Consider the following 26,733-nt stretch of genomic DNA (forward strand, 5'->3'; position numbering starts at 1 on the left):
GGGAGCGAGCTTGCTCGCGAAGGTCGCGCCTCGGTCTGGAGCCTTAAAAACAGGTTTCCATGGTTTCGATCACCGCCAACTGTTCATCCACCAGCAACCCCACGCGCCACTTATCGAACGTCAGGCACGGGTGCGATGTACCAAAGGAAATGATGTCACCAACGCGCAGCTCAACGCCCGGCGCCACCGTCATGAACGCATGCTGATCCATCACCGCCGTGACCTTGCACGCGCCAACATCCTCGCCCACCGCTGGCACCACACCGGCCTGATAACGCAGCAGCGGCACCGGCAGCCCGGCGTCGTACGCCACATCACGCTTGCCCAGTGCAATCACCGCAAAACCCGGCTCCGGTAGCGACTGCACGTGCGCCCAGATTTCCAGCGCCGGACGCAGGCCTTCGTGCAGATCACTGCGACGATCGAGCACGCAGCATTGCGCTTCCTTGTAGATGCCATGGTCGTGCGCGACATAACTGCCTGGTCGCAAAACGCTGAGGAAGCGGCCGCTGGCGTTCTGCGCTTCGAACGACTCGGCAATCAGGTCGTACCACGCCGAGCCCGACGCGGTGATGATCGGTTTGCCGATGGCGAACGCGCCGCTGTCCTGCAACTGCACGGCCAGGCGCACCAATGACGCGGCGAATTCGCGGATGCCGCTGACCGCATGATCGCCGTGGATCACGCCTTCGTAACCTTCGATGCCGGTCAACGCCAGCGCCGGTTGCGCGCTGATTGCCTTGGCCAGCTCGATGACTTCCTGCTCGCTGCGGCAACCGCAACGACCACCGACCACGCCGTACTCGATCATCACGTTGAGCTTCACACCGCGCGAGGCGAAGTAAGCGCCGAGATCGGCAACGTTGTCCGGGTGATCGACCATGCAATAGAAGTCGAACGACCGATCCGTCAGCAGATCGGCAATCAACGCCATGTTAGGCGTGCCGACCAATTGGTTAGCCATCAATACCCGGCGCACGCCGTGAGTGTAAGCGGCGCGGGTCTGGGTTGCGCTGGCGAGGGTGATGCCCCACGCACCGGCGTCGAGCTGACGCTTGAACAGCGCCGGGGTCATGCTGGTTTTGCCGTGGGGCGCGAGTTCGGCGCCGCTGTCGCTGACGAATGTCTGCATCCAGCGAATGTTGTGCTCAAGCGCTTCGCGGTGCAGCACCAGCGCCGGCAGGCTGACGTCTCGCACCAGTTGCGCGCCGATGGCGGCGTCGCCCTTTTCCACAGCAGTATTGATGGCAGTCGTCATGGTCAAACTCCTCGCATTCATTCGCGGCCGCAGGCAGCCGCGGTTATTCGTTGATGCGCCGGGCGAGGCTGTTGGCGCTCTCTATCAGTACCCGGCGATAGTCGTCGTAATTGTTCTTGGCATCGGCCCGTGGGGCGACGATGCACAGGGTGCAAATGGCTACGCCGAAAGGGTCTTTGACCGGTGCGGCGAAGCAGTGGGTGAAGGTGTCGGCGACGCTGTCGAAGGAGAAGAATCCATCGATGCCGGCCTGACGGATTTCCGCCAGAAAACGTTCCAGAGGCAAGCGCTCGCCATCGGGCAGGATGTAATCGTCTTCATCGATCAGGTCGATGATCTGCTGGTCACTCAGATGCGCAAGCAACAGGCGTCCGGAAGCTGTCCACGGGATCGGCGCGTTTTCGCCGATGTCGGAGGAAATACGGAAATGCCGCTCGCCCTCCTTCATCAACGCTACCGTGTATTTGCGCCCGTTGAGCAGGCACATCTGCGCGGTTTCGCGGGTCTGGCTGACAATCTCCTGCAAGGCGTGATCGGCCTCGCGGCTGAGGTCGAAATGGCGCAAATGAGCCTGCCCGAGAAAGTACAACTGCCGGCCCAGATAGACATGACCGTCCTTGCCCACCGGTTCCAGAATCCGTCGTTCCAGCAGGGACGCGACGAGTTCGTAGACCGTGGATTTCGGGCTGCCGATACCGTTGGCGATGTCGTTCGGGCGCAGCGGCTGGCCGATCTCCTTGAGGAAATCGAGAATATCGAACGCCCGGTCCAGACCTCGGGCCCGGCGTTTGATGGTGTCTTCGGTCATGTCATTGGGTTCCCATAAAAGTTGCCGGGATGGTAACTGGCCCGCGGTGTTGTGTCAGTTGGATCGCGGCCCTCACCCCCCGCCCTCTCCCAGAGGTAGAGGGAGCCTGACCATATCGATGCAGATGCCTTCGTCTGACACAAAATCCTGCATCGACACAAATCAGTCCCCTCTCCCCCGGGAGAGGGCTAGGGTGAGGGGAAGCCATCACTCAAACCTTCTTCTTGTACGCGATGCAGTCGATCTCAACCTTGCAATCAACCATCATGCTCGCCTGCACACAGGCCCGTGCCGGCGCGTGCTCCGGTTTGAAGTACTCGCCAAAAACCTTGTTGAAACTGCTGAAATCCCGCGGATCATCCAGCCACACCCCGGCGCGTACCACGTCTTCGAGACCATAACCGGCCTCTTCGAGAATCGCGATCAGGTTTTTCATGGTCTGGTGGGTCTGCTCGACGATGCCGCCAACAATGATCTCGCCATCCACCGCCGGCACCTGACCGGAAACGTGCAACCAGCCATCCGCTTCAACGGCACGCGCGAATGGACGAGGCTGGCCGCCAGCGGCGGTGCTGCCGGTACCGTAACGAGTAATACTCATGGGTGTTTCTCCTGATAAAGATTAAAACCGCGTGTTTTTGAGGAACTCAGCCAGACGCGGCGATTGCGGGCGTTCGAACAGTTCCTTGGGAGGCCCCTGCTCTTCGATCCGCCCCTGATTCATGAAAACGATCTTGTCCGAAACCTCGAAAGCGAAGCGCATCTCGTGGGTGACCAACAGCATGGTCATGCCGTCTTCAGCGAGGCCCTTGATGACGTTGAGCACTTCGCCGACCAGTTCCGGGTCGAGGGCTGAAGTGACTTCGTCGAACAGCATCAGGCTGGGGTTCATCGCAATCGCCCGAGCAATCGCCACGCGCTGTTGCTGGCCGCCAGACAACTGACCGGGGAAGTGATTGCGCCGCTCCAGCAAACCGACTCGCTCCAGCCACTTCTCAGCGAGCACCACGGCTTCGTCCTTGTGCATTTTCTTCACCTTGAGCAGGCCCAGGGTGACGTTTTGCAGCGCGCTCAGATGCGGGAACAGGTTGAATTGCTGGAACGCCATACCGGTCATTGCCCGATGACGAGCGATGACTTTTTCGCCGTGACGCACGCGTTTGCCATTGATCTCGTCGTAACCGATGGACTCGCCGTCGAGCAGGATCTGCCCGCCCTGGAACTCCTCAAGCATGTTCACGCAGCGCAGCAAGGTGGTTTTGCCCGAGCCGCTGGAACCGATCAGCGTCACGACGTTGCCGCGTTGCATGCTCAGGTCGACACCCTTGAGCACTTCGACCGCACCGTATTGCTTGTGCAAGCCGCGAATGTCCAGCAGCGGCTGGCCGTTTGCAGCGTTGGAAACTTGAGCTTCAGTCATGGCAAGGCCACCCGCTTTTCAATGTGCCGGCCGAGTAACTCGATGCCGTAGTTGATGACGAAGAACAGAAAACCGGCGAACAGATAGAACTCCAGGGTCATGAAGGTCCGGGCGATGATCTGTTGGGTGCTGAGGAGCAATTCGGCCACGCCAATTACCGATAGCAAGGTCGAGGCCTTGACGATTTCGGTGGACGAGTTGACCCACGTCGGCAGGATCTGCCGCAGCGCCTGAGGCAGCAACACGTAACCGAGCGACTGGTAAAACGTCAGGCCAATCGCCTTGCCCGCTTCCATCTGCCCACGCGGCAGCGCTTGCAACGCACCGCGTACGATCTCGGCGACATGGGAGCCGCAGAACAGCGTCAGCCCTAACGCACCGGCCTGAAACGCGCTGATCTGCCAACCGGCCGCCGGCGCCATATAGAAGCAGGCCAGCACCAGCACAAACACCGGGGTGCCGCGAATGATGTCGACGTAAAACCGGAACGGCGCGCGCATCCAGAATCGGCCATAAGTCAGCACCAGACCGGTGACAACACCGAGCAACGTGCCGAACAAAATCGCCAGCGCCGACACCTGCACACTGGTCAAAAACCCTTGCAGCAGCGTCTCGCGCGCGATCCACAATTCATTTAACCAACTGGGGGATTGGTACATCACAGCCTCCTATCGGCGGATCGCCAGACGCTGCTCGAGGTAACGCAGCAGCATGGCGATGAGGTAACAGGCCGCGACATACAACGCCGTGGTGACCATCCAGGTTTCGATTACCCGGTAGCTTTCGACGTTGATTTTGCGCGCGTAGTAAGTCAGCTCCGGCACCGCAATCGCGGCGGCCAGCGAGGTGTCCTTGAACAGCGAAATGAAGTTGTTCGACAGCGCCGGCAACACGTTGCGCAGCATCACCGGCACGGTGACGTAGGCCTTGACCTGCCATTCACCGAGGCCGATCGCCAGCCCGGCTTCGCGCTGACCTTTGGGAATGCTCAGCAAACCGCCACGGAAAACTTCGGTCAGGTACGCCCCCGCATACAACGACAACGTGATGATGAACGACGGGATCTTGTCCAGACGAATCCCAAGACTTGGCAGCGCAAAGTAGATCAACAGAATCAACACCAGAATCGGCGTGTTACGGACCACCGTGACGTACACCGATGCCAGCACCCGCAAGGCGCGATGCTTCGACAACAAGGCAAACGCCATCAGCAGGCCGATCACGCAGCCGATGGCGATCGACACCAGCGCGAGCTGCAAGCCCAGACCGAGCCCCGCCAGCAAGGTGTCGAAATCGCGCCACACGGCGGCAAAGTTCAACTGATAGTTCATGGTCAGCAGTACCTTGAGCGGGGCGATTTGCGTCGCCCCACTCTCACGGGATCATTTGAATTCGACAGGGAAACCGATCGCGGGCGATGGCAGGTCGACGCCGAACCATTGCTTGAACGAGGCGGCGTAAGTCGGGAACTCAACGCCGGTCATGGCTTCATGCAGCGCGGTGTTGACGAAGTTCAGCCAGTCCTGATCGCCGCGTTTGACCGCGCAGGCGTAGGTCTGTGGGCTCCACGCATAGATCGGGCTGCGATAACGGCCAGGGTTCTGCACCATCAGGTATTTGACCGAAGACTGGTCGGTGGCGGCGGCATCGGCGCGACCGGAGTTCACAGCCTGATACATCAAGTCGACGCTGTCGTACTGATCGACCTTGGCCTTGGGCAGAGCCTGATGCACCAGCTCTTCCGCGTAGACGTTTTGCAAAACTGCAACGGTAACGCCATCGCCGCCGGCTTGCAGGTCTTCGATTTCCTTGTACTTGCTGTTGTTCGGCAGCAGCAGGCCAACACCTTCGCGGTAATACGGCAGGGTGAACGCTACCTGCTGGGCACGACTGGCGGTAACGGTGATGAACTGACAGCTCATGTCGACCTTGTCGGTCAGCAGATTGGGAATCCGCGCATCTGACGACTGTACGACGAATTCGACCTTGCTCGGGTCGTTGAACAAACCCTTGGCCACAATCCGCGCGATGTCGATATCAAACCCCTGCAACTTGCCGTCCGCCCCCTGGAAGTGCCACGGCGCATTGGTGCTGCCGGTGCCCACAATCAGTTTCCCACGGGCCAGAACACTGTCGAGCTTGCCGTCGGCTGCCTGGGCCATACCCATGGCAGCGGACGAAGCCGCGAGAACAAAAACACACGCTTTGAACAAGGAAGGTCGGCGATGCATGGCAAGCACTCCAGGATGTTGTTTATTCCGCTATACCGGAACACGGTTTGTTACTACGGAATAGACAGCAGAAAGTGTGCCACAGGACTCACGAGGAATCTGCAATGGATTTAAATGTTTTTGGATTCAACAGGATGCGTGTTTCGCTGGATCCAGTGTTATCTGCGACGTCGCTTCATGCTCGCTACCGAGGGCCACACTTAGCGGGTACTCCGGCCACATTTGAGTGCGCACTGTTTGACGAACGCATTTTTTCGACGCTGTCACCTGTCAACTCTGACAGTAGATGAAAGGTTCCAAAGAGGATTACCGTCGCAGACCTGCACGCCGTTGATTGGACAAGGAGGTTTGCATGAACCCGGCAACTCACCGTTCAGATTTAGCCCCCGCGTATCGCAAAGCCCTGAAAACCTGGCGCCCGGTGATTCTGTATTTCGCCAGCGAACACTGCCCCGCTTGTGAATGGCCGGGCCGGTGTTTCGGCAGATTGCCGAGCCGTATCGGCTGCGCGCGAATATCTACATGCTTAACACCGGTGAATCGCCGCGCCATCCGCTGGTCACGGCTACGCCGACCGTGCTGATCTACAAGCACGGCAGGCTGGTAAAAAAACTTATGGGTATTGGCACTGAGGAAACGCTGGCGGCTGAGTTTGCCCGGCACATCGGCTGGACCAAGTTACCGGCAGTGCCGCGAAAGCCACGGCATGACTTGAACTGGCTTCGTCATGCCCTGCGAAACCTTTGCACCATTTCCCGTGCGCGAAGGTGAGCGGCGTCTGACAAATCGCCATCGCTGGCAAGCCAGCTCCCACAGTGTCTGGTGGTGAACACAAATCCCGTGAACGACCGAAATCCACGTGGGAGCGGGCTTGCCCGCGATGAGGCAAGCGAAGCCTGCGTATTCCTTAAGGCTTACGCCGCGTCACGCACCAACAAAACCCGCGTCACCCGCCGCTCCTCGACCGCTTTGACGGTCATCTGCCAGCCTGCATGTTCCAAGCGATCGCCCTTCATCGGCAACCGATCCAGCAAACTCATCACCAGCCCGGCCATGGTCTGGTAATCCTCGGTGGGCTCGGCGCCGAAACCGGTGCGCTGGCGCACGCGCGTCAGGTTCAATGCACCACTGACGATGAACCCGCCCTGCTCCTCTACCACGTCCGGGCCTTCGATTTCGCTCGCATCGGGCAACTCACCGGCAATCGATTCGAGAATGTCGGTCATGGTCAGCACGCCGACAAAGTCGCCGAATTCATTGACCACAAAGGCAATGTGGGTCGATGCCGCGCGCATCTGTTCCAGCGCGTTGAGGATCGAATAGCTGTCGAGCAGGTTGATCGTCTTGCGCGCGAGGTGCTCAAGGTTGGGCTCGACACCGGCCAGGTATTCCTTGAGCAATTCCTTCTTGTGCACGAAGCCCAGCGGTTCATCCACCACGCCGTCGCGAATCAGCGGCATGCGCGAGTAGGACGAGTGCATCAACCTGGTCCGAATCGCCTCGGCATCGTCTGCCAGGTCAATACTGTCGACGTCGGCGCGCACGGTCATCAAGTTGCGAATCGGCCGCTCGGCCAGTTGCAGCACACCGCTGATCATCACCCGCTCGCGGCGGTCGAACAGCTGCGCGCTCGGCACATCACCGTTGTCGAGCAGATCAGAAATCTCCTCGCCGACTTCCTCCACCGCCATTTTCCCACCACCCAGCAGTCGCATGACTGCATGGGCCGTGCGCTCACGGATCGGGCGCAGGCCCTGCATCGAGCGTTTGCGCCTGGCCCGGGCGATCTGGTTGAACACCTCGATCAGGATCGAGAAACCGATGGCCGCGTACAGATAGCCTTTGGGGATATGGAAGCCCAGGCCTTCGGCCGTCAGGGCAAAACCGATCATCATCAGGAAGCCCAGACACAGCATGATCACCGTCGGGTGCGCATTGACGAAGCGCGTCAACGGCTTGCTCGCGACGATCATCAGACCGATGGAGATGATCACCGCGATCATCATCACTGCCAGCTCATCGACCATGCCCACAGCGGTAATCACCGCGTCGAGGGAGAACACGGCATCCAGCACAACGATCTGCGCAACGATCGGCCAGAACAGCGCATACGCGGTATTGCTGGTCCGCTCGCCGACATGGCCTTCGAGCCGTTCGTGCAACTCCATGGTGGCTTTGAACAACAGGAACACACCGCCAAACAGCATGATCAGGTCACGGCCGGAGAAGCTCTTGTCGAACACCTCGAACAGCGGCTGCGTGAGGGTGACCAGCCAGGAAATACTCGCCAACAGGCCTAGGCGCATGATCAGTGCCAGCGACAGACCGATAATCCGCGCGCGGTCGCGCTGATGCGGCGGCAATTTGTCCGCCAGAATTGCGATGAACACCAGGTTGTCGATACCCAGCACCAGTTCCAGCACGATCAATGTCAACAAGCCTAACCAGGCCGTGGGATCCGCTAACCATTCCATAAAACGTCTCGATCTCTGTTCAGTAAATTCAGGCTGCCGGACACGGCAAAGTGCAACGCGAAGGCTCTGGGGCCGCGTTATCAACGATAGTCGGGTGTCGGAAAACTGGATGCTGCGAGTGCGTCAAGACCGCGCGGTGGCGCGAGGGGAACGTTCTGTGTTGCTGAAGACTGGGAGGCTCCGAGAGGGTGTTCATGCATGTCCTGAATGAAAAAAGGCCTTGGAGCGTACAGCCTGAAGAGACATTTCCTACAGTCCGAAATCATTTCAAAATCTGTACATCATCAGGGAATGTGTTGTTCCTGACGCCCCCTTCACGAGCAAGCTCGCTCCCACGGGGGAATGCATTCCAAATGTGGGAGCGAGCTTGCTCGCGAAGAGGCCCTTTCAGGCGCTACAGATTTCAGACGGGGACAAGGTCATCAATATGCCGATAATCCGCGTCCAGCGCCCCGGCCAGATCTTTCGCGCGGCCCAACCGGATCGGCCCACGCTCGATGTCGATCAACAGCCCCGGGCATTCCAGCGGCTGCAAACCCGACCACGCTTTCAAACGTCCATCCGTGACCACCAGCAAGCGCTGTTGCTCGGCGGGAAAGCGCTTTCGCCGAACCGTCAGCCATTGCTGCGCCTGCGACAATGCCGCGACTAACGGCGTACCGCCGCCAGCACCCAAGCCATCCAGCCAGGTGCGCAAATCGCGGGAGGCTTTCAAACCCTGCACCTGCCACTTCGGCGCCGCACCACTGGCGGTCAGCAACGCCAATCGCGCGCGCTGGCGATAGGCGTCATCGAACAGTTGCGCGAGCAGGCCTTTGGCATCGCTCAACGCCTGATAACGGCGGGTCGACGCCGAGGCATCGACGATCACCAGCCACAATTCATGCGGCGTGCGCGTGCGCAGTTGGAAGAGCAGGTCTTCCCGACGTTGCGGACGCCCCTTGAGCAGCGTTCCCGGCCAGTTCACCGAACCACTGCGGGCCACGTGACGCTTGCCTTGGCGTCCGTTGTCGAGCCGACCGGCGCGGGGTCTGGCATTCGCCCCCGCGTCGGATCGGGGGCGAATGCCTAGGGCTTTTTTGGCCAGCTCGGCATTTCGCGGCGGCTGCCGGTGGCGAGTGCGGGGGCCGGCATGTCGCCCCACTGGCCCTGCCCTTCGCTCGGGTTGGCCGCAGAATTTTCCGGGGATTGCGCGGGTTGTTGAGGGCTGGAAGATGTCTGCTCACGACGGCGATGACGCAAAGCAAACTCGGCCACTGCATCGATGTCCTGTTCGCCGATCGCCTCAGCCCCGCGCCATGCCGCGTGCGCACGCGCCGCACGCAACCAAACCAGATCAGCGCGCAACCCATCGACCCCGGCGGCAAAACAGCGCTCGGTGATTTGCGCCAGTGCCGCATCGTCCAGCGGAATGCCATCCAAGGCGCTGCGGGCGTTTTCGCAGCGTTCGCGCAAGGCTTGTTGCGCGGTTTCCCACTGCGTGCAAAACGCTTGCGGATCGCTGTCGAAGTCCAGACGTCGACGAATGATCTGCCCACGCTCGGCCGGTGCGGTGTGGCCACTGAGCGCGACGTTGAGGCCAAAGCGATCGAGCAACTGCGGGCGCAACTCGCCCTCTTCCGGGTTCATGGTGCCAATCAGGACGAATTTCGCCGAATGCCGATGGGAGATGCCATCACGCTCGATCAGATTGGTGCCGCTGGCGGCGACGTCGAGCAGCAGATCCACCAGGTGATCGGGCAGCAGATTGACTTCATCGACGTAGAGCACGCCGCCGTCAGCCTTGGCCAGCACGCCGGGGGAAAACTGCGCGCGACCGTCGCTCAGGGCGGCGTCGAGATCGAGGGTGCCGACCAGACGTTCTTCGGTGGCGCCCAGCGGTAGCGTTACGAACTGACCGCTGGCGAGCAGGTCCGCCAAGCCCCGGGCCAAGGTCGATTTGGCCATACCGCGCGGGCCTTCGATCAACACGCCACCGATTTTCGGGTCGATGGCGGTGAGGCACAGGGCGAGTTTGAGGTCATCGGCGCCGACCACGGCGGAGAGGGGGAAATGGGGGGTGTCGGTCATTTGGGGTTTTCTCTTTCGTGGTCGTTGGTGTGCTTGAGCATTTTGGTGTGTCAGTTGGAATTGCCCTCACCCTAGCCCTCTCCCAGGGGGAGAGGGAACTGAATGGGGGATATTGCGGCTTTGCATCGACCTGATCGTTCCTCGGAGAATCCACAATCGCCAAGGACTTTCAGGTCGACAGAACTTTCGGAACACCTCGGTAGGCCCCCTCTCCCTCCGGGAGAGGGCTGGGGTGAGGGCAGCTTTCAAACGCGCTATACATCCTCTTCTATATCCAGCAACAGATTCTCCAGCGCCTCTTTATACGCCCCCGGTTCCTGCCACATCCCGCGCTGTTGCGCTTCCAGCATGCGTTCGGTCATATCCCGCAGCGCATGGGGATTATGCTCGCGGACAAAATCGCGCGTTGCCGGATCAAGCAGATAAGCATCGGCCAGCAAGGCGTATTGATGATCGTCGATCAACTGCGTGGTGGCATCGAACGCGAACAGGTTGTCGACCGTTGCCGCCATTTCGAACGCGCCTTTATAGCCATGACGCTTGACCCCGTCGATCCATTTCGGATTGGCCGCACGTGAGCGGATCACCCGATTCAGCTCTTCTTTCAAGGTGCGGATCTTCGGCAAGTCCGGTTGGCTGTGATCGCCGTGATAACTGGCCGCCGCTTCACCGCGCAGGGTTTCCACGGCCGCGAGCATGCCGCCCTGGAACTGGTAATAGTCGTTGGAATCGAGCAAATCGTGCTCGCGATTGTCCTGATTCTGCAACACCGCTTGCACCTGACTGAGGCGCTGGACGAACTGTTCGCGCGCAGCGGTGCCCTCGTCCGCGCCGCCATAAGCGTAGGCGCCCCAGTTCAGGTAAACCTCGGCCAGATCCTCGCGAGATTGCCACAGACGACCGTCGATAGCGCCTTGCACGCCGGCACCATAAGCGCCGGGTTTAGCGCCGAAGATACGCCAACCGGCCTGACGCCGGGCGGTCTCTTCATCCAGGCCCGTTTGCAGCAGGGCCTCGCGTTCGGCGCGCACTTTTGCAGCCAGTGGGTTCAGATCATCGGGCTCGTCCAGCGCCGCCACCGCTTGTACGGCGGCGTCGAACAGGCGGATCAGATTGGCAAACGCATCGCGGAAAAATCCGGAGACCCGCAGCGTCACATCAACCCGTGGCCGGTCCAGCAAGCTCAGCGGCAGAATCTCGAAATCGTCGACGCGCTGACTGCCCGTGGCCCACACCGGGCGCACGCCCATCAGCGCCATGGCCTGGGCGATATCATCACCGCCGGTGCGCATCGTCGCCGTGCCCCATACCGACAGGCCGAGTTGGCGCAAGTGGTCGCCGTGGTCTTGCAGGTGCCGCTCAAGAATCAGCGTGGCGGACTGGAACCCGATGCGCCACGCGGTGGTGGTCGGCAGGTTGCGCACGTCCACCGAGTAGAAGTTACGCCCTGTGGGCAGTACGTCGAGACGGCCACGGCTTGGCGCACCGCTCGGGCCGGCCGGGACGAAACGGCCGCTTAAAGCATCGAGCAGGCCACGCATTTCTGCCGGGCCGCAGGCGTCCAGGCGCGGGGCGACGACTTCGCGCAGGTTTTCGATGATGGCGTGAACTTCCGACCAGCGCAGATCCTGTGGGAGCGAGCTTGCTCGCGAAGGCGCCGTGTCAGCCAACCTATCTTTCACTGATACACCGCTTTCGCGAGCCAGCTCGCTCCCACAGGGACTGTGCAGGGTTTCGCAGATCAGTTCGGCGGCGAACAACTCCAGGCGTTCGCGGGTGTCACCGGCGGTGCGCCAGACTTCATCGGTAACGGTTTGCAGTTCGATGGGACGCGGCCCGGCCCACGGATCAGCCAGCGCACAATCCAGCGGATCAAAACCCAGTTCAAACGCCTTGGCCAGCGCCCGCAACAGACTCGACTGCGCACCTTTGCCATCGCCACGTGGAATGCGCAGCAACGCCAGCAACGTGTCGATACGCAAACGCCCGGTGGGTGATTCGCCGAAGATGTGCAAGCCGTCGCGGATCTGCGATTCCTTCAAATCACACAAATAGGTGTCGAGACGCGGCAGCCAGATCGCTGCATCGGCGTCGCTGTCCAGCGCTGCATCCAGTTGCAGCTCGCGGTCGATCTGGGTGTCACGCACCAGTTGCAGAATATCGCGCTGCAATTCGCGAGCGCGGCGTGGATCGAGCAACTGCGCTTCGTAATATTCGTCGGCCAACAGTTCCAGATTACGCAGCGGGCCATAGGTTTCCGCGCGGGTCAGCGGCGGCATCAGGTGATCGATGATCACCGCTTGCGTGCGCCGCTTAGCCTGAGCGCCCTCGCCCGGATCGTTGACGATAAACGGATAGATGTTCGGCAACGGCCCGAGCAACGCGTCCGGCCAGCAGTTTTCCGAGAGCCCGACGCCTTTGCCCGGCAGCCATTCGAGGTTGCCGTGCTTGCCTACGTGGATCACGCCGTGGGCGCCATAGGTGTTGCGCAGCCAGAAATAAAACGCCAGATAGCCGTGCGGCGGGACCAGATCCGGGTCGTGATAGACCGCGCTCGGATCGACCTGATAACCGCGCGCCGGTTGAATGCCGACGAACGTCAGGCCAAAGCGCAACCCGGCGATCATCATGCGCCCATCGCGGCACATCGGATCGTTTTGAGGCGAACCCCAGCGCTCGACCACTGCCGCGCGATTGGCCTCGGGCAATGCATTGAACATTTTCAGGTAATCGTCCATTGCCAGACTTTGCTGGCACGGGCGCTGATCAATGGTGTCGAGGTCATTGCTGACGCCGCCGAGCAATTGCTGGATCAGCGCGGTGCCACTGTCCGGCAGTTCTGCCGCTGTCGGATAACCCTCGGCCTGCAATGCCCGCATGATATTCAGCGCCGCCGCTGGCGTGTCGAGGCCGACACCATTGCCGATACGCCCGTCGCGGGTCGGGTAATTGGCGAGAATCAGCGCAATGCGTTTCTCGGCATTCGGCACCCGCGCCAGAGCGATCCAGCGTCGTGCCAGTTCGGCGACGAAGTCCATGCGCTCGGGTTGTGCGCGGTAGCAGACCACATCGGACTGACTGCGCTCGCTGCGCCAGGCCAGATCCTTGAAGCTGATCGGGCGGCTGATAATGCGTCCGTCGAGTTCCGGCAAGGCGATGTGCATCGCCAGATCCCGCGGGCCGAGGCCCTGCTCGCTTTCGCGCCAACCAGGCTCATTGTCCTGAGCACAGATCGCCTGAATCACCGGTATGTTGCGGCGAAACGGCCGCAAGTGCGGCGCTTCGGGACTCGACTGCGCGAAACCGGTGGTGTTGAGAATCACCCCCGCCTCGACTTCATCCAGCCAATCCTCGACCACCGACAGACAGCCGGGCTCTTTCAAACTCGCCACTGCAATCGGCAATGGGTTAAGCCCCGCCGCTTGCAAACGCTGGCAGAAAACATCGATGAACGCGGTGTTCGCCGCTTGCAAATGCGAGCGGTAAAACAGCACCGCCGCAACCGGTTGCTCGGGCCGCCAATCGGCCTGCCAGTCACTCAGCGCGGCGCTGGTTTTGTGCGGATGGTAAATCGCCGTGCGCGGCAGGGTTTGCGGTTCGCTCCACGGGTAATCGCGGGCAAGCCAACGGGTGGCCAGGCAATGAAAGAAATCCACTGCGTTGCCCATGCCGCCCTGACGCAGGAACTGCCAGAGCCGGTCACGATCTTCGGCGTTGACGGTACTCAGATCACTGAGTTCCGGATCGGGACGATCATCCCCCGGCACCAGGATCACCTGCACGCCGCGCTCGGACAACTCGATCAAGCGCTCGACGCCGTAGCGCCAATAAGCGATGCCGCCGTGCAGCGAGATCAGAATGACTTTGGCGTGACGCAGCACCTCATCGACGTAGAGATCGACCGAAGCGTGATTCTGCACCTGCATGGGATTAGCCAGGCGCACGCTCGGATAATCTTCCGGCAATTGCTGCGCGGCTTCGGCGAGCAGCGCCAGGCTGGAATCGCCGCTACACAGGATCACCAGTTCGGCGGGGGTTTGCCCCAGGTCGGCGATGTTGTCATCGGAAACGAAACCGCCGGGCTGTGTCCTGAGCAGGTGCATGGGTTAAACGCTGAGCGCAGCGCGCAGTTGCGCTTCGAGTTGCACGGCGTCGAGTTCTTGGCCGATCAACACCAGACGCGTGACGCGCGCTTCATCGGCGCCCCACTGACGGTCGAAATGCTTGTCGAAACGCGTGCCCACGCCTTGAATCAGCAAACGCATCGGCTTGCTCGGGATTGCCGCGAAGCCCTTCACACGCAGGATGCCGTGCTTGACCACCAGTTGCGTCAGCGCGTCGAGCAACAGGCTTTCGTCGGCTTGCGGCAGTTCGATGGAGATCGAATCGAAGGCGTCGTGATCGTGGTCATCGTGGTCGTCATCACCGTCGTGGTGATGATCGTGATGGCTGTGGCGGCTGTCGATGTGTTCTTCGGAACCGGCGCCGAGGCCGATCAAAACGTCCAGCGGCACGCGACCACTGCTGGCCTCGATGATCTTCACCGCTGGCGGCAGCTCTTCGGCGACTTCCAGGCGAACGCGCGCGAGGTCTTCAGGGCTGATCAGGTCGGATTTGTTGAGGATGACGAGGTCGGCGCTGGCCAGTTGGTCGGCGAACAATTCGTGCAGCGGCGATTCGTGATCCAGATTCGGGTCGAGTTTGCGCTGGGCATCGACCTGATCCGGGAACGCGGCGAAAGTGCCAGCGGCCACGGCTGGGCTGTCGACCACGGTGATCACCGCGTCAACCGTGCAGGCGCTACGGATTTCCGGCCACTGGAAGGCTTGTACCAGCGGTTTTGGCAAGGCCAGACCGGAGGTTTCGATGAGGATGTGGTCGAGGTCGCCGCGACGGGCAACCAGTTCGCGCATCACCGGGAAGAACTCTTCCTGCACCGTGCAGCACAGGCAGCCGTTGGCCAGTTCATAAACGCGGCCCACGGCCTCTTCTTCGCTGCAACCGATGGTGCATTGTTTGAGGATTTCACCGTCGATGCCCAACTCGCCAAACTCGTTGACGATCACCGCGATACGACGGCCCTGAGCGTTGTCGAGCATGTGCCGCAGCAACGTGGTTTTGCCCGAACCGAGGAAGCCGGTGACGATGGTGACAGGGAGTTTGGCCAGTGTTTTCATCGGTATGCCCTTTGGCAAGCGGCGGGCATACGGGACGAGAACCGGCCACGCGCGTGCGTGCCTGGAGAGTTCGCCACCGGATCACCCCGCCCGGTTGAAATTGAGAATCTGTGACGAGGCAGGTCTCCTGGCTGACGGCGTTCAGGCGCTGGGCCTGGCATTCGCTGCGCCTTCCCGCGGGCTCAGTGGACTGAGCTTGCAGTGGCGTGGCAGCGAACATCACCGTTCACAGTTGCGGGGGCAGCCGCGGCATTGACCGCGTTCCCTTCTTAGCTTCGGCATCGCCGAAGAACCTCGAAGGCGCAAGGCTACGCATGGTGCAGTGGCGGGTCAATGTTTGGATAGGGGGCATATCCGTTGCTGCGGGTGCTGCCGCTGGCGGTTTCGCTCTTACAGCGAGTCCCTTTTTCAAACGCCAAAAAGGAACCAAAAGACTTTGCCCCGCCGTACGGCGCTTCGCTGAGGCTCAGTGTTCCCTCGCTACGGTGGCCATCCGGGGGCAGTCGCCTGCGGTTTGCTTCGCGGCACCTCCTCTCGATGGATGCGGCTTCGCCGCACGGCGCTGCGCGCCTAACCCCCGGATGAACACCTTCGCTCGGTCTGCCGAAGGGGGCTAAGAGCAAGAGCAACATCAAAAGCCAGATCAAAAGCCAGATCAAAAGCCCCTCACCCTAGCCCTCTCCCTGAGGGAGAGGGGACTGACCGAGGCGATTGGGCGAGGTGCGCCGACGTGGGATACCGAGTCGAGTATAAGTTTTGAAACCAACAGAAATCGGCCCCCTCTCCCTGGGGAGAGGGCTGGGGTGAGGGGCAAATTCACCACAAATCAAAAGCCGAACGCATTGCCTTTCACCACTCAACACAATGAGCGTTAGCTCGAGTGCAGCTCTTGATCTCAAGGCCCCGTCGGCAGGCTGAGTGGAGGGATTGATCCGGGGGTGGGAGCGCAGCGACCGTTTGGCGAAGCCAAACACATCGAGAGGAGGTGCAGCGCAGCAAACCGGAGGCGATGCGCCCGGATCAGTCCCGGAGCGAAGGAACCCCGAGCCCCAGCGAGCGGGCCGAACGTCAGGGTAAAGCCTTTTTGGTTACTTTTTCGGCGTCTGGAAAAAGTGACCCGCCGTAAGGGCGGAACCCTAATCAGCCCCACCCGCAGCAACGGATCCACCCCAAAAAATTGACTAAAAACCCAACCCCATGCTCTCCTACACACCTTGTTACGGGTGCCCTTCACAGGGTGAAACGGGAAACCGGTGAATCATGTGCTTTACTCAAAGCCATGTCAGTCCGGTGCTGCCCCCGCAACGGTAAGCGAGCGAAGCGTCAGATCCACTGTGCCATTGCGGCATGGGAAGGTGACGCTTGCAGGTCGGCCTGACGCCAACCCCTCGTGAGCCCGGAGACCGGCCCGCAACACACAGCGCGCATTGGCGTGCTGCACATAACAAACCCGCGGTGGGCGGGCGCTGTTTGAACCTCTGCGTGCCACGCGCCGCAGGGGTTTTCATGCGCTCTATTCACCTGCTGACATTCCAGAGGGAAGCGCCATGTCAATCATCACCAGCACCGGCAGCAACACGGACAAAATCTCCAGCACCACCACCCTGAGCCAACGCCTGACCGCCGCCATTTTCGCGTCGATCCTGGGTGCAGGCCTGGTTTATTTTGCTGGTTTCTCGCACATCGAAGCCGTGCACAACGCAGCTCACGATACCCGCCACAGCGCCGCGTTCCCGTGCCACTGAGACCTGCCGACATGATCAAGCGAATTGCGCAAACCGCAGGTTTCACCGGTCTGCTGGCCGCCCTGCTCCTCACACTGCTGCAAAGTTTCTGGGTGTCGCCGCTGATTCTTCAAGCCGAAACCTATGAAAAATCCGAACCTGTTGCCGCGGTTCACGAACACGCCGCCGGCACCGCCGCCCACACCCATGATGCCGAAGCCTGGGAGCCGCAAGACGGCTGGCAGCGCATAGTCTCGACCACGGGCGGCAATCTGGTGGTGGCCGTGGGTTTTGCTCTGATGCTCGCCGGCCTCTACACCCTGCGCGCGCCGACCAAAACCTCGCAAGGTCTGCTCTGGGGCCTGGCCGGTTACGCGACGTTCGTTCTCGCGCCGACCCTGGGCCTGCCACCTGAACTGCCGGGCACTGCGGCGGCGGATCTGGCTTCGCGGCAGTTGTGGTGGATCAGCACCGCCGCGTCAACCGCTGCGGGTTTGGCGTTGATTGCGTTCAGCCGTCATTGGTTGATGAAAATTCTCGGCATGGCCATTCTCGCCGTACCGCACGTGATCGGCGCACCGCAACCCGAAGTGCATTCGATGCTCGCTCCTGAAGCGCTGGAAGCGCAGTTCAAAATCGCTTCGCAGTTGACCAACGTAGCGTTCTGGCTGGCCCTGGGCCTGATCAGTGCATGGTTGTTCCGCCGCAATAACGCTGGTCAATACCACGCATGACGAATGACAGCGCAGCGCCGACCTTCGTGGTCGGACTGGGCTGCCAGCGCGGCTGCCCTGCCAGCACGCTGCGCGCGTTACTCGATCAAGCGTTGCAAGCTCATCGCATCGAACTGCATGCGGTGAAGGCTTTGGCCAGTATCGACTTGAAGCGCGATGAACCCGGTTTGCAGGAACTCGCCGAACAACTGGCCCTGCCGCTGCTGTACTTCAGCAGTGAGGAGTTGGCCAATTATGAACAGCAACTGAGCCACCACTCGCAAATTGCCTTCGAGCGAACCGGTTGTTATGGCGTAGCGGAAAGTGCCGCGTTGGCACTTGCCGAACAGTTGATTCAGGCACCGGCAAAGCTACTGATTTCCCGACAAAAATACGCTCAGGCAACGCTGGCATTGGCCGGCGCCGCGTAAATTCCCGATAATCCCCGCCATCAATCATGAGCAATCTTCATCTGAAGCATTGCCGCGCCTCTTTCCCAAGGATTCTACGATGACCGTTTACTTCATCGGTGCCGGCCCCGGCGACCCGGAATTGATCACCGTCAAAGGCCAGCGGCTGATCCGCAGTTGCCCGGTGATCATCTACGCAGGTTCGCTGGTGCCGGCGGCGGTGCTGGACGGTCATCAGGCAGAGACACTGGTCAACAGCGCTGAATTGCATCTGGAACAGATCATCGATCTGATCAAAACCGCCCATGCCAACGGCCAGGATGTGGCGCGGGTGCATTCGGGGGACCCGAGTCTGTATGGCGCGATTGGCGAGCAGATTCGCTATTTACGAGAACTGAATATCCCGTTTGAAATCATCCCGGGAGTGACGGCGACAGCGGCATGCGCGGCGTTGTTGGGTGCAGAACTGACCCTGCCGGATGTGTCGCAGAGCGTGATCCTCACCCGTTACGCCGACAAAACGGCAATGCCGGCCGGCGAAGAGTTGGGCAGTCTGGCGCAGCATGGCGCGACAATGGCGATTCATCTGGGGGTCAATCATCTGGAAAAGATCCTGACTGAATTGCTGCCGCATTACGGCGCGGATTGCCCGATCGCGGTAATTCACCGAGCGACCTGGCCGGATCAGGATTGGGTCGTGGGGACGCTCGCGGATATCGCCGAGAAGGTCGCCGCCAAAGGGTTTCGGCGCACGGCGTTGATTCTGGTTGGGCGGGTGTTGGGGAGTGAGGTGTTCAGCGAGTCATCGCTGTATCGCGCCGGGCATGCGCACCTTTACCGACCCTGAAAGCAATTGTGGCGAGGGGATTGAGCGAAACGTCGCACCGCCTCGTTGAACTGCGCAGCAGTACCATTTCTGGGGCCGCTGCGCGACCCAACGGGGATAAACCCCCTCGCCACAGGTTAAGTGTCTGGCCATATAAAACAGTCAGGCATAAAAAAACGGCACTCACGGGTGCCGTTTTTTATGTTCGCAGTGAACACCTGACTTAGTAGTAGGCGTTTTCTTTCTGCGTATGGTCGGTCACGTCGCGAACGCCTTTGAGCTCCGGAATGCGCTCAAGCAAGGTGCGCTCGATGCCTTCCTTCAGGGTCACGTCGGCCTGACCGCAACCTTGGCAACCGCCGCCAAACTGCAAAACAGCGATGCCGTCTTCAACCACATCGATCAGGCTGACCTGACCGCCGTGGCTGGCCAGCCCCGGGTTGATTTCGGTTTGCAGGTAGTAGTTGATGCGCTCGTTGACCGGGCTGTCGGCGTTGACCATCGGCACTTTGGCGTTTGGCGCCTTGATGGTCAGCTGGCCGCCCATGCGGTCGGTGGCGTAATCGACAACGGCGTCATCGAGAAACGCTTCGCTGAACGAATCGATATAAGCAGTGAAGCTTTTCAGCCCCAGCGCGGTGTCTTCAGGTTTTTCTTCGCCCGGCTTGCAGTAGGCAATGCAGGTTTCGGCGTACTGGGTGCCAGGCTGGGTGATGAAGACGCGGATGCCGATGCCCGGGGTGTTCTGCTTGGAGAGCAGATCGGCCAGGTAATCGTGGGCGGCGTCAGTAATGGTAATAGCGGTCATGGAAACTCCTCGCAGGCTTGTGGCGGAGTTTACGCCAATCGTTGCGCCGGACAAAGTCCTAGTATTTTTGTCAGGAATGATTCTCGACAGGTTCACCGTCTATTCGGGTCTTGACGCATGTGGGGCCTGCACTGAAATCGTAAGTACAACACTTCACCCTGTGGGAGCGGGCTTGCCCGCGATGACGGAGTGTCAGGCAACATCAATGCTGAAGTGCCTACCTCATCGCTGGCAAGCCAGCTCCCACAGGGATTTGGGTCTAGTCAGAAAGGGTGACCGCAGGCATCGATTAAAGATTCTCGTAGCGGTTCATGTCCAACACGCCCTCTTCCACCGGATCGGTTTCATGGATGTATTGACTCAAATCGTGGAAATAGAACCAGAATTGCGGATGACTGCGGCGAATGCCCCAGCGTTCGACGATCTTTTCGAAACGGTTGGCATCTTTGGCATTCTCCATTGCACCGACGAACGTCGGCACTTGATTGGCGGGAACGTTGAAGATGAAGTTCGGATAACTACTGAGCACACCTGGATAAATGGTCAACGTATCCAGCCCCGGCTGATAGCGCAAAGACTCGCCGAGCAGGAACGCCACGTTACTGTGCGCACGGTTGCGTATCAGGCTATATACCTCGCGTTTACCGCTGGCCGTTTCGATACGCAGCAGGGTCGCTTCCGGCAACTGATCGATGACTTTCAGGCCAGCAGCCGGGCGTGATGTCAGCCGGCTTAGCGCCTGTTCGGCATTTTGCAACGCCGGATCGATATTCGGCCGCGAGCAATAAGCGCCGTCGCAACGGTTGATCGGGTCTGGCCGCGCATTAAGGTCGCCGTAGCGCGCGAGCAGTTGCATGGCGAAGTCGTGCTTGGGGTCCTTCTCATCGAGTTTCAGCGCGGTCGGTGTGTCGTCGTCAATGGCTTCGTAATCCATCCACATCTTGAACTGGCCGCCGCTCTGGTACCAATCGTCGAGGTAGTCCTCGCGGGAATCGGCGGGCATCAGGCGCAGGAAATTTTGCTCGGCGCCGTTGCGAATCAAATCGAAGTACAGCCGGGTTTGTGCCTGATGCGAGACGTTGCCGAACACATCGAAGTTGACCGCCAACTGGTAATAGGTGCGCTCGAGCAGCGGGTAGTCGAACAGCCACATCGTCTGAGGCACTTCGCCGATCAGGCCTTTAGTCACCGAGGCGCTGTCGAAGTGGCGGAAGATGCTCAGCAGCGCGTTGTCGTTGCCGGCCCACAGGGTCGACCAGCTCGGCGCCGGCAGGTCGGCGTAACTGTCACGGCGCAGGGCCTCGTATTCATTGCGTTTGTCGCGATAGTTGCGCCACAGGCTCAGCACGCTGCCGACATCGTCATTCTGCCCGGGCATGGCCAGCAATGGCGTGGCCTGGCCGCGATAGTTCGGATCGGTGACATACAGGTCATGTTCCGGTGCCTGAAACAGTGCCCAGAAGTTGTCGCGAATCACGTCGGTCGCAATCTGACCCCGACACACCGGACCGCGAATGAACGTGCGGACGAAGTATTCAGCGTTATCGAGCATGAACTGATAGCGCGCCTGCGCCGGAATCGCCTCGAACGTGACGAACGGATTGGCCCGGCTCTGCGGGCCGTAACCCGGCAGCGCGTTGACCTGCCAGTTGCCGCTATAGAACAGGCTTTTGACCCGCGCCATCTTCGCCGCACTCAGCGGATAGGTGATGTGCGTCTTGTGCACGATCACCCCTTGCACTGGCCATAAGCGGTAATACACCTGCGTACCCGGATCATCGTTGGAGCGACGGGTAGCGATCAGGTCGATCGGCTGACCGGTCGGCGTGCGCGAACGCACCCACTGGAAAAAATGCCCCGGTTCGCCATCCTTGAAATAGATGTGCGCGAGGAACAAGTGCTCATACAACCAACGTCCGACCAGGCTTTCGCGGGCACCGGGGCTGTTGAGCAGGTTTTCCCACTGAACAATCTGCAACGCCTCTTGCGCACTCGGCGCCAGGCCTTGCTCGTCGATGGGCGCACCCGAAGCCAGCCAGCGCTGCAAAGTCTGGTATTGCTGATCGGTCAGCCCAGTGACGGCCAGCGGCATGCCCTCTTTCGGGTGAGTGCCGGCGTAGCCGTCGAACTCGGCGGGCACCGCGCACATGTTCTGACGATTGAGACCGAGCACGATGTCTTCAGGCAGTTTGGCGTTGGGCGTCAACGGCGTCTTGTGTCCCAACTCCAGCATGCGCGCCATCAGCGCAGCCTGACTGCCCTGGGCGTCGAGCACAGAGTAAAAGCCTTTCTGCTGCCAGGCGCGTTTACCAAAAGCGTCGTAGAACAATCGCGTGGTCGGCGCCGCCTGACTGCGCTCACCGTCGTAAACCGGCATTTTGCTCGCACCACGCCCCGCGCCTTCGCCACTGCCCAGATTGAGCTGGCAGGCCGAGTCGTAGCACGCATGGCAAGCCACGCACTTCTCGGTGAAGATCGGTTGAATGTCGCGGCTATACGAAATGGAAGCCGAAATAGCGGGATCCTGCGCATTGGCGCCCCAGCTGAATAACATCAAAAAGATGCTGATGACGCGGTACGACATGCCCAAGATCCCGATCCTGAAAAAAACGACGCGATACTACAGTATGACGCTCGTACCAACATGAGCGATATTCATGCAAAACCGCCACATGCTCCAAAACCACACAGGTTTGTTATGATCCCGCTCCTTCGTAATGGTCTTTCCGAGTAGTCCAAATGTCCGATCGCAGCGTCCGCCTTCAAGCTCTCAAGCAAGCACTCAAAGAGCGCATCCTGATACTCGACGGCGGCATGGGCACGATGATCCAGAGCTACAAGCTCGAAGAGCAGGATTATCGCGGCAAACGCTTCGCGCACTGGCCGAGTGACGTCAAGGGCAACAACGACCTGTTGGTGATCACCCGCCCAGACGTCATCGGCGGCATCGAGAAAGCCTATCTGGATGCCGGTGCGGACATTCTGGAAACCAACACCTTCAACGCCACGCGCATTTCAATGGCCGACTACGGCATGGAAGAGCTGGCCTACGAACTCAACGTAGAAGGCGCGCGCCTGGCCCGCAAGGTCGCCGATGCCAAGACCGCCGAGAACCCGGACAAGCCACGCTTCGTCGCCGGCGTGCTCGGCCCGACCAGCCGCACCTGCTCGCTGTCGCCAGATGTGAACAACCCCGGCTACCGCAACGTCACCTTCGATGAGCTGGTGGAGAACTACACCGAGGCCACCAAAGGTCTGATCGAGGGCGGCGCCGACCTGATCCTGATCGAAACCATCTTCGACACGCTCAACGCCAAAGCGGCGATCTTTGCCGTGCAAGGTGTGTTCGAAGAGTTGCACATCGAATTGCCGATCATGATTTCCGGGACAATCACCGATGCGTCCGGCCGGACCTTGTCGGGCCAGACCACCGAAGCGTTCTGGAACTCCGTGGCCCACGCCAAGCCGATTTCGGTCGGCCTGAACTGCGCACTGGGCGCCAGTGAATTGCGTCCGTACCTGGAAGAGCTGTCGAACAAGGCCAGCACCCACGTTTCCGCGCACCCGAACGCCGGCCTGCCGAACGAATTCGGCGAGTACGACGAACTGCCGTCGGAAACCGCCAAAGTCATCGAAGAGTTCGCCCAGAGCGGCTTCCTCAACATCGTTGGCGGCTGCTGCGGCACCACCCCGGGCCACATCGAAGCCATCGCCAAAGCCGTGGCCGGTTACGCGCCGCGTCAGATTCCGGACATTCCCAAGGCTTGCCGCCTGTCGGGTCTTGAGCCGTTCACCATTGATCGCAGCTCGCTGTTCGTCAACGTTGGCGAACGCACCAACATCACCGGCTCGGCCAAGTTCGCCCGCCTGATTCGTGAAGACAACTACACCGAAGCGCTGGAAGTCGCCCTGCAGCAGGTCGAAGCCGGCGCCCAAGTGATCGACATCAACATGGACGAAGGGATGCTCGATTCGAAGAAGGCGATGGTCACCTTCCTCAATCTGATCGCCGGCGAACCGGACATCTCCCGCGTACCGATCATGATCGACTCCTCGAAATTTGTAGTGATCGAAGCCGGCCTCAAGTGAATTCAGGGCAAGGGCATCTTCAAATCGATCAGCATGAAAGAAGGCGTCGAGCAGTTCATCCACCACGCCAAACTGTGCAAGCGCTACGGCGCTGCGGTGGTGGTGATGGCGTTTGACGAAGCCGGCCAGGCCGACACCGAAGCGCGCAAGAAAGAAATCTGCAAACGCTCCTACGACATTCTGGTCAACGAAGTCGGCTTCCCGCCGGAAGACATCATCTTCGACCCGAACATCTTCGCCGTGGCCACCGGCATCGAAGAACACAACAACTATGCGGTCGACTTCATCAATGCCTGCGCTTACATCCGCGACGAACTGCCGTATGCGCTGACCTCCGGTGGCGTGTCCAACGTGTCGTTCTCGTTCCGAGGCAACAACCCGGTACGCGAGGCGATTCACTCGGTGTTCCTGCTGTACGCGATCCGCAACGGCCTGACCATGGGTATAGTCAACGCCGGTCAGCTGGAGATCTACGACCAGATCCCGGCCGAGCTGCGTGACGCCGTCGAAGACGTGGTGCTCAACCGCACGCCGGAAGGCACCGACGCCCTCCTCGCCATCGCCGACAAGTACAAGGGCGACGGCAGCGTCAAGGAAGCCGAGACCGAAGAGTGGCGCGGCTGGCCCGTCAACAAGCGCCTGGAGCACGCGCTGGTCAAAGGCATCACCACGCATATTGTTGAAGATACAGAGGAATCCCGGCAGTCGTTCAGCCGCCCGATCGAAGTCATCGAAGGTCCGTTGATGTCGGGCATGAACATCGTTGGCGACCTGTTCGGCGCCGGCAAAATGTTCCTGCCGCAGGTGGTGAAATCCGCCCGTGTGATGAAGCAGGCAGTGGCCCACTTGATCCCGTTCATCGAACTGGAAAAAGGCGACAAGCCAGAAGCCAAGGGCAAAATCCTCATGGCCACGGTGAAAGGCGACGTGCACGACATCGGCAAGAACATCGTCGGCGTGGTGCTCGGTTGTAATGGCTATGACATCGTCGACCTCGGTGTGATGGTGCCGGCGGAGAAAATCCTCCAGGTCGCCAAAGAACAGAAGTGCGACATCATTGGCCTGTCCGGCCTGATCACCCCATCGCTGGATGAAATGGTCCACGTTGCCCGCGAAATGCAGCGTCAGGACTTCCACCTGCCGTTGATGATCGGTGGCGCGACCACCTCCAAAGCCCACACGGCGGTGAAGATCGAACCGAAATACAGCAACGACGCGGTGGTCTACGTGACCGACGCCTCCCGCGCCGTGGGCGTGGCGACACAATTGCTGTCCAAGGAGCTGAAGGCCGGTTTCGTCGAAAGAACCCGCGCCGAATACGTTGAAGTGCGCGAACGCACCGCAAACCGTAGCGCCCGTACCGAGCGCCTGAGCTATCCGGCGGCGATTGCCAAGAAGCCGCAGTTTGACTGGAGCACCTACACGCCGGTCAAACCGACCTTTACCGGAGCCCGCGTGCTGGACAACATCGACCTCAAGGTCTTGGCCGAATACATCGACTGGACGCCGTTTTTCATCTCTTGGGATCTGGCCGGCAAGTTCCCGCGCATCCTCGAAGACGAAGTGGTCGGTGAAGCCGCCACCTCTCTGTATGCCGACGCCCAGGAAATGCTTGCCAAACTGATCGACGAGAAACTGATCAGCGCCCGCGCCGTGTTCGGTTTCTGGCCGGCCAATCAGGTGCGCGATGACGACATCGAAGTCTATGGCGATGACGGCAAGCCATTGGCCAAACTGCATCACCTGCGTCAGCAGATCATCAAGACCGACGGCAAGCCGAACTTCTCGCTGGCCGACTTCGTTGCGCCCAAAGACAGCGAAGTGACTGACTACGTCGGTGGTTTCATCACCACTGCCGGCATCGGTGCCGAGGAAGTGGCAAAGGCTTATCAGGACGCCGGCGACGATTACAACTCGATTATGGTCAAGGCCCTCGCCGACCGCTTGGCCGAGGCTTGCGCCGAGTGGCTGCACCAGCAGGTGCGTAAAGAACACTGGGGTTACGCCAAGGACGAAGTGCTCGACAACGAAGCGCTGATCAAAGAGCAATACAGCGGCATTCGCCCAGCCCCGGGCTATCCGGCCTGCCCGGATCACACCGAGAAAGCCGCGCTGTTCGCTCTGCTCGACCCTGAGGCCGCCGAAATGCGCGCCGGTCGCAGCGGTGTGTTCCTCACCGAACACTACGCCATGTTCCCGGCGGCAGCGGTCAGCGGCTGGTACTTCGCTCACCCGCAGGCGCAGTACTTTGCCGTGGGCAAAGTCGACAAGGACCAAGTGCAGAGCTACACCTCGCGTAAAGGTCAGGAGCTGAGCGTGACCGAACGTTGGCTGGCGCCGAATCTGGGTTACGACAACTAATCCAGCTTCAGCGCATTACCCTGTGGGAGCTGGCTTGCCAGCTCCCACAGGGAATGTGATTGAACTGACTTCTACAAGGGTTTTGCGGTGTTCTTCAAAGGGTTGGCTATGCTTGTCTGACACACAAGGCAGACGAGGGATTTATGGACGATCCAGTCGACAACAAGCCGCCGAGCTTCTGGCAAATGCTGCACAGCGTGATGGCGGCGGCGTTCGGGGTGCAAAGCGGCAAGAACCGGGCAAGGGACTTCACCCATGGCAAGCCCAGCCATTTCGTGATGTTGGGCATTCTGTTCACGGCGGTGTTTGCTTTGGCGCTGTTTGCCATCGTCAAACTGGTGCTGCATTTCGCCGGGGTTTGACG

19 protein-coding genes, 2 pseudogenes and 2 riboswitches are annotated in these 26,733 nt (G+C 60.3%); of the genes and pseudogenes, 7 read left to right on the forward strand and 14 right to left on the reverse strand.

The window, feature by feature from the left end; translation table 11 throughout:
* Positions 1–43: 43 nt before the first annotated feature.
* The 7 genes from ACIQVE_RS04570 to ACIQVE_RS04600 form a co-directional block, all read right to left on the reverse strand.
* Positions 44–1,258, reverse strand: coding sequence for an amino acid deaminase (locus tag ACIQVE_RS04570; protein WP_402804973.1), 1,215 nt, complete (start codon positions 1,256–1,258; stop codon positions 44–46).
* A 43-nt stretch (positions 1,259–1,301) separates the two neighbouring features.
* The gene (locus ACIQVE_RS04575; RefSeq protein ID WP_402804975.1) at positions 1,302–2,066 is read right to left on the reverse strand and encodes an IclR family transcriptional regulator; all 765 of its coding nucleotides are present in this window, start codon (positions 2,064–2,066) and stop codon (positions 1,302–1,304) included.
* A gap of 211 nt (positions 2,067–2,277) precedes the next feature.
* On the reverse strand, positions 2,278–2,667 hold the full coding sequence (locus tag ACIQVE_RS04580) for a RidA family protein (RefSeq protein WP_016984340.1): 390 nt from the start codon (positions 2,665–2,667) through the stop codon (positions 2,278–2,280).
* A 21-nt stretch (positions 2,668–2,688) separates the two neighbouring features.
* The gene (locus ACIQVE_RS04585) at positions 2,689–3,486 is read right to left on the reverse strand and encodes an amino acid ABC transporter ATP-binding protein (RefSeq protein WP_402804977.1); all 798 of its coding nucleotides are present in this window, start codon (positions 3,484–3,486) and stop codon (positions 2,689–2,691) included.
* Positions 3,483–4,145, reverse strand: coding sequence for an amino acid ABC transporter permease (locus tag ACIQVE_RS04590; protein WP_402804979.1), 663 nt, complete (start codon positions 4,143–4,145; stop codon positions 3,483–3,485). The genes ACIQVE_RS04585 and ACIQVE_RS04590 overlap by 4 nt, the downstream gene beginning before the upstream one ends.
* A gap of 9 nt (positions 4,146–4,154) precedes the next feature.
* Positions 4,155–4,817 (reverse strand): amino acid ABC transporter permease, encoded by a 663-nt coding sequence (locus ACIQVE_RS04595; protein WP_310846319.1) that lies wholly within the window; start codon positions 4,815–4,817, stop codon positions 4,155–4,157.
* 51 nt (positions 4,818–4,868) lie between these two features.
* Positions 4,869–5,717 (reverse strand): transporter substrate-binding domain-containing protein, encoded by an 849-nt coding sequence (locus ACIQVE_RS04600; RefSeq protein ID WP_402804982.1) that lies wholly within the window; start codon positions 5,715–5,717, stop codon positions 4,869–4,871.
* A 352-nt stretch (positions 5,718–6,069) separates the two neighbouring features.
* Here ACIQVE_RS04600 and ACIQVE_RS04605 point away from each other — a divergent pair.
* Positions 6,070–6,488: pseudogene (locus ACIQVE_RS04605) on the forward strand (thioredoxin family protein).
* 143 nt (positions 6,489–6,631) lie between these two features.
* On the opposite strand, the gene ACIQVE_RS04610 reads toward ACIQVE_RS04605, so the two are convergent.
* The 5 genes from ACIQVE_RS04610 to cobW form a co-directional block, all read right to left on the reverse strand.
* Entirely contained in the window at positions 6,632–8,191 is a 1,560-nt protein-coding gene (locus ACIQVE_RS04610) for a transporter associated domain-containing protein (RefSeq protein ID WP_402804984.1), read from the reverse strand.
* Positions 8,192–8,594: 403 nt separating this feature from the next.
* On the reverse strand, positions 8,595–9,335 hold the full coding sequence (locus tag ACIQVE_RS04615; protein ID WP_402804986.1) for a VWA domain-containing protein: 741 nt from the start codon (positions 9,333–9,335) through the stop codon (positions 8,595–8,597).
* Entirely contained in the window at positions 9,260–10,261 is a 1,002-nt protein-coding gene (locus ACIQVE_RS04620; RefSeq protein WP_402804988.1) for an ATP-binding protein, read from the reverse strand. Before ACIQVE_RS04620 ends, ACIQVE_RS04615 begins: the two co-directional genes overlap by 76 nt.
* Positions 10,262–10,515: 254 nt before the next feature.
* Entirely contained in the window at positions 10,516–14,364 is a 3,849-nt protein-coding gene (gene cobN / locus ACIQVE_RS04625; RefSeq protein ID WP_402804990.1) for a cobaltochelatase subunit CobN, read from the reverse strand.
* Positions 14,365–14,367: 3 nt separating this feature from the next.
* Positions 14,368–15,438 carry a cobalamin biosynthesis protein CobW gene (gene cobW / locus ACIQVE_RS04630; RefSeq protein WP_402804992.1) on the reverse strand — a complete coding sequence of 357 codons (1,071 nt, stop codon included), beginning with the start codon at positions 15,436–15,438 and terminating at the stop codon, positions 14,368–14,370.
* A gap of 99 nt (positions 15,439–15,537) precedes the next feature.
* Positions 15,538–15,750, reverse strand: a riboswitch (cobalamin riboswitch).
* 892 nt (positions 15,751–16,642) lie between these two features.
* A riboswitch (cobalamin riboswitch) is annotated at positions 16,643–16,865 on the forward strand.
* A 120-nt stretch (positions 16,866–16,985) separates the two neighbouring features.
* On the opposite strand from cobW, the gene ACIQVE_RS04635 reads away from it, so the two are divergent.
* From ACIQVE_RS04635 to cobM, 4 genes are all read left to right on the forward strand, one after another.
* Positions 16,986–17,183: a CbtB domain-containing protein gene (locus ACIQVE_RS04635; protein ID WP_402804994.1), complete on the forward strand. Its 198-nt coding sequence runs from the start codon at positions 16,986–16,988 to the stop codon at positions 17,181–17,183.
* 11 nt (positions 17,184–17,194) lie between these two features.
* Positions 17,195–17,896: a CbtA family protein gene (locus ACIQVE_RS04640; protein WP_402804996.1), complete on the forward strand. Its 702-nt coding sequence runs from the start codon at positions 17,195–17,197 to the stop codon at positions 17,894–17,896.
* A complete protein-coding gene (locus ACIQVE_RS04645; protein WP_402804997.1) occupies positions 17,893–18,306 on the forward strand; it encodes a cobalamin biosynthesis protein in 414 nt (137 codons plus the stop codon). Before ACIQVE_RS04640 ends, ACIQVE_RS04645 begins: the two co-directional genes overlap by 4 nt.
* Positions 18,307–18,385: 79 nt before the next feature.
* On the forward strand, positions 18,386–19,132 hold the full coding sequence (gene cobM / locus ACIQVE_RS04650) for a precorrin-4 C(11)-methyltransferase (protein WP_402804999.1): 747 nt from the start codon (positions 18,386–18,388) through the stop codon (positions 19,130–19,132).
* A gap of 202 nt (positions 19,133–19,334) precedes the next feature.
* Here cobM and nfuA read toward each other — a convergent pair whose 3' ends face one another.
* Positions 19,335–19,919, reverse strand: coding sequence for a Fe-S biogenesis protein NfuA (gene nfuA, locus ACIQVE_RS04655; RefSeq protein WP_003225494.1), 585 nt, complete (start codon positions 19,917–19,919; stop codon positions 19,335–19,337).
* A gap of 289 nt (positions 19,920–20,208) precedes the next feature.
* The gene (locus ACIQVE_RS04660) at positions 20,209–22,503 is read right to left on the reverse strand and encodes a fatty acid cis/trans isomerase (protein ID WP_402805001.1); all 2,295 of its coding nucleotides are present in this window, start codon (positions 22,501–22,503) and stop codon (positions 20,209–20,211) included.
* A 155-nt stretch (positions 22,504–22,658) separates the two neighbouring features.
* Here ACIQVE_RS04660 and metH point away from each other — a divergent pair.
* Together metH and ACIQVE_RS04670 are read left to right on the forward strand one after the other, a co-directional pair.
* A pseudogene (gene metH, locus ACIQVE_RS04665) lies at positions 22,659–26,369 on the forward strand (methionine synthase).
* 143 nt (positions 26,370–26,512) lie between these two features.
* Complete coding sequence (locus tag ACIQVE_RS04670; protein WP_402805003.1) at positions 26,513–26,731, forward strand: DUF2970 domain-containing protein; 219 nt, start codon at positions 26,513–26,515, stop codon at positions 26,729–26,731.
* The last annotated feature ends 2 nt before the right edge of the window (positions 26,732–26,733 follow it).

Origin of the sequence: Pseudomonas sp. NPDC098747 (genome assembly GCF_044760045.1) — a bacterium.
GTDB lineage: Bacteria > Pseudomonadota > Gammaproteobacteria > Pseudomonadales > Pseudomonadaceae > Aquipseudomonas.

Excerpts from the sequence above, each read along its gene's own strand:
- ACIQVE_RS04570 (WP_402804973.1), bottom strand. The coding sequence starts at position 1,258 with ATGACGACTGCCATCAATACTGCTGTGGAAAAGGGCGACGCCGCCATC.
- ACIQVE_RS04575 (WP_402804975.1), bottom strand. The coding sequence starts at position 2,066 with ATGACCGAAGACACCATCAAACGCCGGGCCCGAGGTCTGGACCGGGCG.
- ACIQVE_RS04580 (WP_016984340.1), bottom strand. The coding sequence starts at position 2,667 with ATGAGTATTACTCGTTACGGTACCGGCAGCACCGCCGCTGGCGGCCAG.
- ACIQVE_RS04585 (WP_402804977.1), bottom strand. The coding sequence starts at position 3,486 with ATGACTGAAGCTCAAGTTTCCAACGCTGCAAACGGCCAGCCGCTGCTG.
- ACIQVE_RS04590 (WP_402804979.1), bottom strand. The coding sequence starts at position 4,145 with ATGTACCAATCCCCCAGTTGGTTAAATGAATTGTGGATCGCGCGCGAG.
- ACIQVE_RS04595 (WP_310846319.1), bottom strand. The coding sequence starts at position 4,817 with ATGAACTATCAGTTGAACTTTGCCGCCGTGTGGCGCGATTTCGACACC.
- ACIQVE_RS04600 (WP_402804982.1), bottom strand. The coding sequence starts at position 5,717 with ATGCATCGCCGACCTTCCTTGTTCAAAGCGTGTGTTTTTGTTCTCGCG.
- ACIQVE_RS04610 (WP_402804984.1), bottom strand. The coding sequence starts at position 8,191 with ATGGAATGGTTAGCGGATCCCACGGCCTGGTTAGGCTTGTTGACATTG.
- ACIQVE_RS04620 (WP_402804988.1), bottom strand. The coding sequence starts at position 10,261 with ATGACCGACACCCCCCATTTCCCCCTCTCCGCCGTGGTCGGCGCCGAT.
- cobN (WP_402804990.1), bottom strand. The coding sequence starts at position 14,364 with ATGCACCTGCTCAGGACACAGCCCGGCGGTTTCGTTTCCGATGACAAC.
- cobW (WP_402804992.1), bottom strand. The coding sequence starts at position 15,438 with ATGAAAACACTGGCCAAACTCCCTGTCACCATCGTCACCGGCTTCCTC.
- ACIQVE_RS04635 (WP_402804994.1), top strand. The coding sequence starts at position 16,986 with ATGTCAATCATCACCAGCACCGGCAGCAACACGGACAAAATCTCCAGC.
- ACIQVE_RS04640 (WP_402804996.1), top strand. The coding sequence starts at position 17,195 with ATGATCAAGCGAATTGCGCAAACCGCAGGTTTCACCGGTCTGCTGGCC.
- ACIQVE_RS04645 (WP_402804997.1), top strand. The coding sequence starts at position 17,893 with ATGACGAATGACAGCGCAGCGCCGACCTTCGTGGTCGGACTGGGCTGC.
- cobM (WP_402804999.1), top strand. The coding sequence starts at position 18,386 with ATGACCGTTTACTTCATCGGTGCCGGCCCCGGCGACCCGGAATTGATC.
- nfuA (WP_003225494.1), bottom strand. The coding sequence starts at position 19,919 with ATGACCGCTATTACCATTACTGACGCCGCCCACGATTACCTGGCCGAT.
- ACIQVE_RS04660 (WP_402805001.1), bottom strand. The coding sequence starts at position 22,503 with ATGTCGTACCGCGTCATCAGCATCTTTTTGATGTTATTCAGCTGGGGC.
- ACIQVE_RS04670 (WP_402805003.1), top strand. The coding sequence starts at position 26,513 with ATGGACGATCCAGTCGACAACAAGCCGCCGAGCTTCTGGCAAATGCTG.